The 8334-nt window shown below is 69.0% G+C and carries 6 protein-coding genes; 4 read left to right on the forward strand and 2 right to left on the reverse strand.

What is annotated here, in order from left to right:
* Positions 1 to 101 precede the first annotated feature (101 nt).
* Together QBJ89_RS04940 and QBJ89_RS04945 are read left to right on the forward strand one after the other, a co-directional pair.
* A complete protein-coding gene (locus QBJ89_RS04940) occupies positions 102 to 971 on the forward strand; it encodes a class I SAM-dependent methyltransferase (RefSeq protein WP_277979416.1) in 870 nt (289 codons plus the stop codon).
* Positions 968 to 1621 (forward strand): glutathione S-transferase family protein, encoded by a 654-nt coding sequence (locus QBJ89_RS04945; RefSeq protein ID WP_277979417.1) that lies wholly within the window; start codon positions 968 to 970, stop codon positions 1619 to 1621. Before QBJ89_RS04940 ends, QBJ89_RS04945 begins: the two co-directional genes overlap by 4 nt.
* A 55-nt stretch (positions 1622 to 1676) precedes the next feature.
* Here QBJ89_RS04945 and QBJ89_RS04950 read toward each other — a convergent pair whose 3' ends face one another.
* Together QBJ89_RS04950 and QBJ89_RS04955 are read right to left on the reverse strand one after the other, a co-directional pair.
* Complete coding sequence (locus tag QBJ89_RS04950; protein WP_277979418.1) at positions 1677 to 4412, reverse strand: TonB-dependent receptor; 2736 nt, start codon at positions 4410 to 4412, stop codon at positions 1677 to 1679.
* A gap of 46 nt (positions 4413 to 4458) precedes the next feature.
* A complete protein-coding gene (locus QBJ89_RS04955) occupies positions 4459 to 5358 on the reverse strand; it encodes a LysR family transcriptional regulator (RefSeq protein WP_277979419.1) in 900 nt (299 codons plus the stop codon).
* A gap of 229 nt (positions 5359 to 5587) precedes the next feature.
* Here QBJ89_RS04955 and QBJ89_RS04960 point away from each other — a divergent pair, with 229 nt between their 5' ends.
* Both QBJ89_RS04960 and QBJ89_RS04965 read left to right on the forward strand, forming a co-directional pair.
* A complete protein-coding gene (locus QBJ89_RS04960) occupies positions 5588 to 6757 on the forward strand; it encodes an acyl-CoA dehydrogenase family protein (RefSeq protein WP_277979420.1) in 1170 nt (389 codons plus the stop codon).
* The coding region (locus tag QBJ89_RS04965) for a carboxyl transferase domain-containing protein (protein ID WP_277979421.1) at positions 6754 to 8334 on the forward strand (1581 nt) is incomplete at its 3' end. The genes QBJ89_RS04960 and QBJ89_RS04965, both read left to right, overlap by 4 nt.

The raw sequence follows: 8334 nt of genomic DNA on the forward strand, positions 1-8334 counted from the left end.
TGCGAACGGCGGGTCGGGCAATCTGCTGTGGGCCATCGGCTGATGATTAGGCACCCGTCTCGACGGCGACCTTCCAATCGCAGGGCGCGAGAGGCTGGCAGATGACCTCGGGCGCGGATTGGGGCGCTCGCGTCGGGGCGATCTGGGCGGCGGAATGGGAGCGCACCGAGCGCGCCTTCGCCCATATCGCCAAGGTCCTGGATGAGGCGATCATCTCGATCGCGCCGGAGAACGGGCGCGCGGCGGACGTCGGCTGCGGCGTCGGAAGCACCGCGCTGGCGCTCGCCGCGGCGCGTCCGGGGCTGTGCGTGACAGGGCTCGACCTCGCCGCGCCGCTCGCGGCGATCGCACGGAGTCGTGCCGCCCTCCTCGCTCGTCACACCCTCGGGCGCGACGATGGCGATCGCGGGGTCGACTTTCTCGTCGGTGACGCCGCCGCATTGTTGCCGACGCTCGCGCCGCTCGACCTCATCGTCTCGCGCCACGGCGTGATGTTCTTCGACGCGCCCGTCACCTCCTTCACGTCGATGGCCCGCGCGGCGCGGCCCGGCGCGCCGCTCGTCTTCTCGTGTTTTCGGACGCGCGAGGAGAACGACTGGGCGGCCGCGCTCGACGCCGCGCTCGGCGTCTCACCTCCATGCACCGGCGCCTATGCCCCAGGACCGTTCGGGCTGGCGGATCGAGCGCTGACGGAGAACGTGCTCGCCGCTGCGGGCTGGGTCGACGCGACGGCTACCCGCCATGATGTCCGCTACGTGGTCGGCGCGGGTGACGATCCGATCGCCGACGCGCTCGCCTTCTTCCGCCGGATCGGTCCCGCCGCGGCCGTGCTCGCCGCAGCGGCGCCGGACGAGCGAGCGGCGATCGAACGTCGCATCGAGGCGGCGCTCGCGCCGCGGATCCGCGACGGCGCGGTCGCGTTCACGGCAGCGATCTGGGTCTGGGTCGCGCGGGCAGGGGAGCCGTCATGACGATCGTCGTCCACCATCTCGAGAACTCGCGCTCGCAGCGGGTGCTGTGGCTGCTCGAGGAACTCGGGCTCGCCTATGAGGTGGAACGTTACGCGCGCGATCCAAAGACGATGCTCGCGCCGCCCGAGTTGCGCCGCGTCCATCCGCTCGGCAAGTCGCCGGTGATCGAGGACCGCGACGGCGTCGGGCCAGGCGAGGGCGGCCGCGTCGTCGCCGAGACCGGGGCGATCGTCGAGTATCTTGTCGATCGTGCCGACGGCAAGCTCGGCGCGCCGGCAAAGCGCGACGACGCGCTGCGCTATCGCTTCTGGCTCCATTATGCCGAGGGGTCGATGATGCCGCCGCTGCTGCTCAAGCTGGTGCTCTCGCGACTGCCGCTGATCGGCAAGCGCGCGGTCGCGCGAGTGCAACCGATGATCGACCGACACCTCGATTTCGTCGAGGCGGAGCTGGCGCAGCGGCCGTGGTTCGCGGGTGAGGCCTTCACCGCGGCAGACATCATGATGAGCTTTCCGCTCGAGGCGGCGCGTCATCGCGCCGGATTGGGTGAGTCGCGGCCGGCGACCGTGGCGTGGCTCGCGAAGATTCATGCGCGGCGCGCCTATCAGCGCGCGCTCGAACGCGGCGGACCCTATGCCTATGCGCGTTGAGGTCACGGGCGGCGGCGCGGATCAGGCGATCTGCGCCTGACCCGCACCGCACGGCTCAGAAGCGCGAGCGCAACGTCACGCCATAGGTGCGTGGTTCGGCCAGGAAGGCGCCGAACAACGCGTTGCCGGTCGCAAAGGAGGGCGCGCCGAACGCCTGCACCTGCGAGCGGCTGCCCGCGCCCTGAAACGGCAGGTTAAAAGCCACCTGCTGGTAATCGGCGTCGAGCAGGTTCTGCGCCCAGAGCTCGACCGCCCAGCGCTGCTCGGGGCCGCGCACGCCGAGACGCGCGTTCATCACGAAGAAGCCGTCCTGCGCCTTCTCGACGTATAGATCTGAGCCAGTGTTGTAATCGCTCGTCAGGCGGCCATCGACGTAGAACAGGCCGGTCAGCCCGCCGCCACCCAGCGCCGGGCTCCACGTCACCGCGCTGGTGATGGTGTGCTTGGGGGCGTTCGACATCTGGCTCCCCGGCAGCAGGAACAGCGCCGCGTTGAGCGGCTCGCCGGACTTGCTGCCGACGAGATCGCGCTGATATTTGGCGTCGGCGAGCGTGTAGCCGAGGTTCACCGTGACATCCGGTGCCGGGTAGAGACCGAGCTCGAGCTCGACGCCCTGGGTGACCACGCCCTTGCCGACCTTGCCCGTACAGGCGCCCGTCGCCGAGTTGTTGTCGTGATCGGCACCGTTCAACGGCTGGTCGCACCCGCCGATATTCTGCACGATATAATTGGTGCCATTGAAGGTGTTGAGCTGGAAGTTGGCGAACTCCGAGCGATACAGCGCGACATTGGCGGTGATCTGGTGCGCGCTATACTTGAGCCCAAGCTCATAGGCGTTCACCGTCTCGGGGTCGAAGCGGAGGTTGCTCGCATTCGCCGCCGACGGCGTCGCGAACACCGTCGCACTGAGGTCCGAGCGATCGAGATTGTAGCCGCCGGCCTTATAGCCGCGCGCGTAGGACGCGTAGACAAGCGTGCTGTCGACCGGCTTCCACGACACCACGCCGGTGCCGGTGATCTGGCCTTCCTTGAAGCGGTCGTTCAGCCCGACGCCGGTCAGCGCCGAGGTCGAGTTGCCGGTGCAGGTCAGGGTGATGATGCCGGCGGCGAGCGACTGGACCGTGGCATTGGTGCTGCGCAGCAGCGGTGCCAGCGCGGCCTGCTGCGCCGGGCAGATCGTGTTGTTGTTGTTGAACGCGGCGGCGAGCGTCTTGCTCTCGTGCGTGTAGCGCAGTCCGAGCGTGACGTTGAGCCGGTCGGTCAGCTTGTAGATGTTGTGCGTGAAGAACGCCCAGTTCTCGCTGGTCTGGGCGTAGACGTCGCGCAGGCTGCCGAGATCGTTGAGGCGGCTTAGCCGATCGATCCCGCCGATGATTTGCGTGCCGACGGCGCCCGTCAGCGCGCCGCGCCCGACCGCGCTGAGGCAGCCCGGGTTGGCGGGGTTGCGCAGCGCCGCAAGCGGGTTGATCGTCGCGACGATGCGGCATGCGGCGAAGGCGCCGTATTGCGTGCCGAAGCGGAGATTGTCGACGACCTCGAGGTCCTCGTGCGCGTAATAGCCGCCGATCAGCCAGTCGAGCTTGTTGCCCAGGATCGAGCCCGAGAACCGGCTCTCGTGCGTGAAGGTCTTGAAGCGGCGGTAATTGTTGCCGTCGTCGGGGCGGTAGCCGATGTCGACGTTGCCGTAATCAATGTCGGCCGCGCCGGCCGACTTATATTCGCGATAGGCGGTCAGCGAGGTGAGCTGGGTCGCGCCGATGTTCCAGCGCACACGCGCCGAGATGCCGCCGTCCGTGGTGAGATTGGAATAGTCGCGGCCGGGGGTGAAGGCCACCTTGCGGTTGTACGGGTCACCCTCGCTCGGCAGCACGCCGCCGAGGCTGCGCAGCACCGCGGTGATGCGGTTGCCGTTGGGATTGAAGGCGAAATCGCCGGCAACCCCCGGGGTGGGGTCGGTCGTCTCGGCGGTGCCGACATAGACCGCGCCGCAGCATTTCTCGTCGCGGTGCGTGTAGTCGCCGATCAGCCGGATCGCGAGGTCGGGGGTGACGGTGAAGAGCAGCTGACCGCGGACGAAATAGCGATCGCGGTTGTTGTAATCGGTGTCGTTCACGACGTCGCGCAGGAAGCCGTCGCGCTTCGAGAAGACGCCGTCGACGCGGAAGGCGAGCAGGTCCTTGATCACCGGACCGGTCAGCGCGCCCGACAGGCGCACCGCGTCGTAATTGCCGTAGGTCGCCTCCGCGAAACCGCCGAACTTGAACTCGGGCAACTTGGTGTAGATGCTGATCGCGCCGGCCGAGGAGTTACGTCCCGACAGCGTTCCCTGCGGGCCGCGCAGCACCTCAATCCGTTCGATCTCGCCGAGGTCGTTGAGCCCGGCGCCGGTGCGGCTGCGATAGATGCCGTCGATGAAGACCGCGACCGAGCTCTCCAGGCCAGGATTGTCGCCGACGGTGCCGATGCCGCGGATGCGTGCGGCGGCGTTCGCCTCCGAGCCGGTCGAGGAGACCAGCAGCGACGGGGCGATCTGAGTCATTTGCCGGATATCGGTGGCACCCGAGTTCTGCAGCGCGGCCTGGCCGAACGCTGAGACCGCGATCGGCACGTTCGACAGCCGCTCGGAGCGGCGCGTCGCGGTGACGACGATGTCGGCAGTGTTGGGCGAATCGCCTGCTTTCGCGTCGCTCGGCTTGGCGTCGGCGGCGGATCCGCGCAGGTTCTGCGCTGCGGCGGGTACGGCGAGGCCGGCGAGCACCGCCGCCGAAAGCAGGAACGCGGACTTCGGCATAGATAGACATTCCCCCATGCGGCGCGTGCGCCGTAGCGGCAGGCGCTTAGGGCGAAGTCGGATAATTAATGGTAAACGCCGCCGCTGCGCCGCCGAGGTCGGCCAGACGATCGCCGATGCGAGCGAGTGCGACGCTCCCCTCGGCGCGCGTGCGGCTGTCGGGCGCGAAACAGAGCGCGACGGTGCGGCGCTGGTCGAAGCCGGCGAGCGGCACCAGCGCGAGCGCCGGATCGGCGTAGCAGGCGGGGAGTAAGGTCGTCGCGAGGCCAGCGCGGACATAAGCGAGCGCGCGCGAGTCACTATGAGTCCGCGCCGCCATGAACGGGCGGATTCCGCGCGCGGTGAAGAAGCGGCTGGTCTCGGCGAGCATCTCGCAATGGCGTCGCACCACCATCGGCTCGGCGGCGAGTTCCTCCGCCTCAACGCTCGGCCGTGCCGCGAGCGGATGGTCGCGCGCAAAGGCCATCGCATAAGGCTCCTCGAACAAGGCGCGATGCGGCAGCGCGGCGTCGAGCGGCGCGACGATCGCGTCGACCCGGCCGCGATCGAGCGCGGCACGCAGCTCCCCGGCGCGGCCCTCGACCAGCTCGAGCCGCTCGCCAGCGACCGCGGCGGCGCGCAACGCTTCCTCGACCCAGGCGTCGGGCAGCGTGGCGCACAGGCCGAGCCGGATCAGCTTGGCCGCGGGCGCCTCGCTCACCGCCTGCTCGGCTGCGACGAACCCCGCCTCGATGCGACGCGCGTGCTCGGCCAGCCGTGCACCCGCGGGGGTCAGCGCGACGCGGCGGCTGCTGCGCTCGAACAGCGGCTGGCCGAGCAACGTTTCCAACTTGGCAATCCCCACCGAGAGCGTCGGCTGCGTCACCCGGCAGTGTGACGCCCCGCGCGAGAAGGTGCCTTGATCGACGACCGCCAGGAAATAGCGCAGCAGGTAGCGATCAATCATAGATGCCATCTATGAGATGTGTTCGCGCGCTTCAACTTGGGATAGCGCGGTCGCGGGGTTATGCTGGCGGCGATAAGAGACGGGTCAAAACCCCTTCTCGTCATCCGGGCCAGAGCCAGCCCCAGTTGCGAACGTCACTGGCTTTCATGCCGGCGTCCCACCTGGAGCTCGGCCTTCGCCAGGGGACGAAGAGGCAGACGCGCTCCATAGAATGGTAGAGGATGCGGCCATGACGCCCGATTTCGACTTCGCGCTGGGCGAGAACGCCGAGATGATCCGCGACGCGACCCGCCGCTTCGCCGCGGACAGGATCGCTCCGCTTTCGGCGCGGATCGACGGCGAGGACTGGTTCCCGCGCGACGAGCTCTGGCCCGCGATGGGCGAGCTCGGCCTTCACGGCATCACGGTGGACGAGGCGGACGGCGGGCTCGGGCTCGGCTATCTCGAGCATGTCGTCGCGCAGGAAGAGGTGGCGCGTGCCTCGGCCTCGATCGGCCTCTCCTACGGCGCGCATTCCAATCTCTGCGTCAACCAGATCCGCCGCTGGGCCGATCCCGAGCAGAAGGCGCGCTTCCTGCCCAAGCTGATCTCGGGCGAGCATGTCGGCAGCCTCGCCATGTCCGAGGCGGGGGCGGGCTCGGATGTCGTTTCGATGAAGCTGGCTGCGCGGCGCAGCGACCGCGGCTGGGTGCTCAACGGGACCAAGTTCTGGATCACTAACGCCACGCACGCCGACACGCTGGTGGTCTATGCCAAAACCGGCGAGGGCAGCCGCGGCATCACCACCTTCCTGATCGAGAAGGACATGCCTGGCTTCGCGATCGGGCAGAAGATCGACAAGATGGGGATGCGCGGCTCGCCCACCGCCGAGCTGGTGTTCACCGACTGCGAGGTGCCCGACGCCAACGTGATGGGGCCGCTCAACGGCGGCGTCGGCATCCTGATGAGCGGGCTGGATTATGAGCGTACCGTGCTGGCGGGCATCCAACTCGGCATCATGCAGGCGTGCCTCGACACGGTGCTGCCGTACCTGCGCGAGCGCCGTCAATTCGGCCGCGCGATCGGCAGCTTCCAGCTGATGCAGGCCAAGGTGGCGGACATGTATGTCGCGCTCAACTCGGCGCGCGCCTATGTCTATGCCGTGGCGCGCAGCTGCGACGCGGGGCGGACCACGCGCTTCGATGCCGCGGGCGCGATCCTGCTCGCCTCGGAGAGCGCCTTCCGCGTCGCGGGCGAGGCGGTGCAGGCGCTCGGCGGCGCTGGCTATACCAAGGATTGGCCGGTCGAGCGCTTCATGCGCGACGCCAAGTTGCTCGACATCGGCGCGGGCACCAACGAGATCCGCCGCATGCTGATCGGGCGCGAGCTGGTCGGCGCGACCGAGCCGGTGGCGCAGTGAGCGCGCCCGTCCTCGGCTCGACGCTCGCGCGCGACGACGACCGCTTCCGCACCAACGACGCGCACCATCGCGCGCTCGCCGCCGAGCTGCGCACGCGTGTCGCCGCGGCGGCGCTGGGCGGCAGCGCGGCGTCGCGCGAGCGCCACACCGCGCGCGGCAAGCTGCTGCCGCGCGACCGGGTCGAGCGGCTGCTCGACCCAGGCGCGGCGTTCCTGGAGATCGGCCAGCTCGCCGCGGGCGGCCTCTACGGCGACGAGGTGCCCGGCGCGGGGCTGATCTGCGGCGTCGGTACCGTCTCGGGCCGGCAGGTGCTGATCGTCGCCAATGACGCCACGGTGAAGGGCGGGACCTATTATCCGCTCACCGTCAAGAAGCACCTGCGGGCGCAGGAGATCGCGCTCGAGAGCCGGCTGCCCTGCGTCTACCTCGTGGATTCGGGCGGCGCCAATCTGCCGCACCAGGCCGAGGTCTTCCCCGACCGCGATCATTTCGGCCGGATCTTCTTCAACCAAGCGCAGATGTCGGCGCGCGGCATCGCGCAGGTGGCGTGCGTCATGGGCAGTTGCACCGCGGGCGGCGCCTATGTTCCCGCCATGTCGGACGAGACGGTGATCGTGCGCGGGCAGGGGACGATCTTCCTCGCCGGCCCGCCGCTGGTGAAAGCGGCGACGGGTGAGGAGATCAGTGCCGAGGAGCTCGGCGGCGCCGATACGCATGGCCGGCGCTCGGGCGTGGTCGACCATGTCGCCGAGGATGATCTTCACGCGCTGACGATCGTGCGCGACATCATCGCCACATTGCCTCCGCCGCCGGTGCCGACGGTCAATCTCGCGTCACCGGCGACGCCGCTTTATCCGGCGGAGGAGCTGTACGGGATCGTGCCGCAAGACGTGCGCGCGCCCTATGAGGTGCGCGAGGTGATCGCGCGACTGGTCGACGGGTCGCGCTTTCATGAGTTCAAGCCGCTGTTCGGCAGCAGCCTGGTGTGCGGCTTCGCGCACCTTCACGGCATGCCGGTGGCAATCCTGGCAAACAACGGCGTGCTTTTCTCCGAGAGCGCGCAGAAGGGCGCGCACTTCATCGAGCTGGCGTGCCAGCGCCGCGTGCCCCTGCTGTTCCTGCAGAACATCTCGGGCTTTATGGTCGGCGGCAAATATGAGGCCGAGGGGATCGCGAAGCACGGCGCCAAGCTCGTCACCGCGGTGGCGACCGCCAGCGTACCCAAACTGACGCTGCTGATCGGCGGCAGCTTCGGCGCGGGCAATTACGGCATGTGCGGCCGCGCCTATGGCCCGCGTTTCCTGTTCAGCTGGCCCAACAGCCGGATCAGCGTCATGGGGGGCGAGCAGGCCGCGGCGGTGCTCGCCACGGTCCACCGCGAGGCCGCGACGTGGACGGCGGACGAGGCCGAGGCCTTCAAGGCGCCGGTGCGGCAGAAATACGAGGACGAGGGCAATCCGTACTATGCCACGGCGCGGCTGTGGGACGACGGCGTGATCGATCCGGCGCAGACGCGCGACGTGCTCGGGCTGGCACTGGCGGCGTGCCTCAACGCGCCGGTCGAGGAGGCGCCGCGG

Origin of the sequence: Sphingomonas phyllosphaerae (assembly GCF_029623345.1) — a bacterium.
Taxonomy (GTDB): domain Bacteria; phylum Pseudomonadota; class Alphaproteobacteria; order Sphingomonadales; family Sphingomonadaceae; genus Sphingomonas; species Sphingomonas phyllosphaerae_C.

Excerpts from the sequence above, each read along its gene's own strand:
- QBJ89_RS04940 (WP_277979416.1), top strand. The coding sequence starts at position 102 with ATGACCTCGGGCGCGGATTGGGGCGCTCGCGTCGGGGCGATCTGGGCG.
- QBJ89_RS04945 (WP_277979417.1), top strand. The coding sequence starts at position 968 with ATGACGATCGTCGTCCACCATCTCGAGAACTCGCGCTCGCAGCGGGTG.
- QBJ89_RS04950 (WP_277979418.1), bottom strand. The coding sequence starts at position 4,412 with ATGCCGAAGTCCGCGTTCCTGCTTTCGGCGGCGGTGCTCGCCGGCCTC.
- QBJ89_RS04955 (WP_277979419.1), bottom strand. The coding sequence starts at position 5,358 with ATGATTGATCGCTACCTGCTGCGCTATTTCCTGGCGGTCGTCGATCAA.
- QBJ89_RS04960 (WP_277979420.1), top strand. The coding sequence starts at position 5,588 with ATGACGCCCGATTTCGACTTCGCGCTGGGCGAGAACGCCGAGATGATC.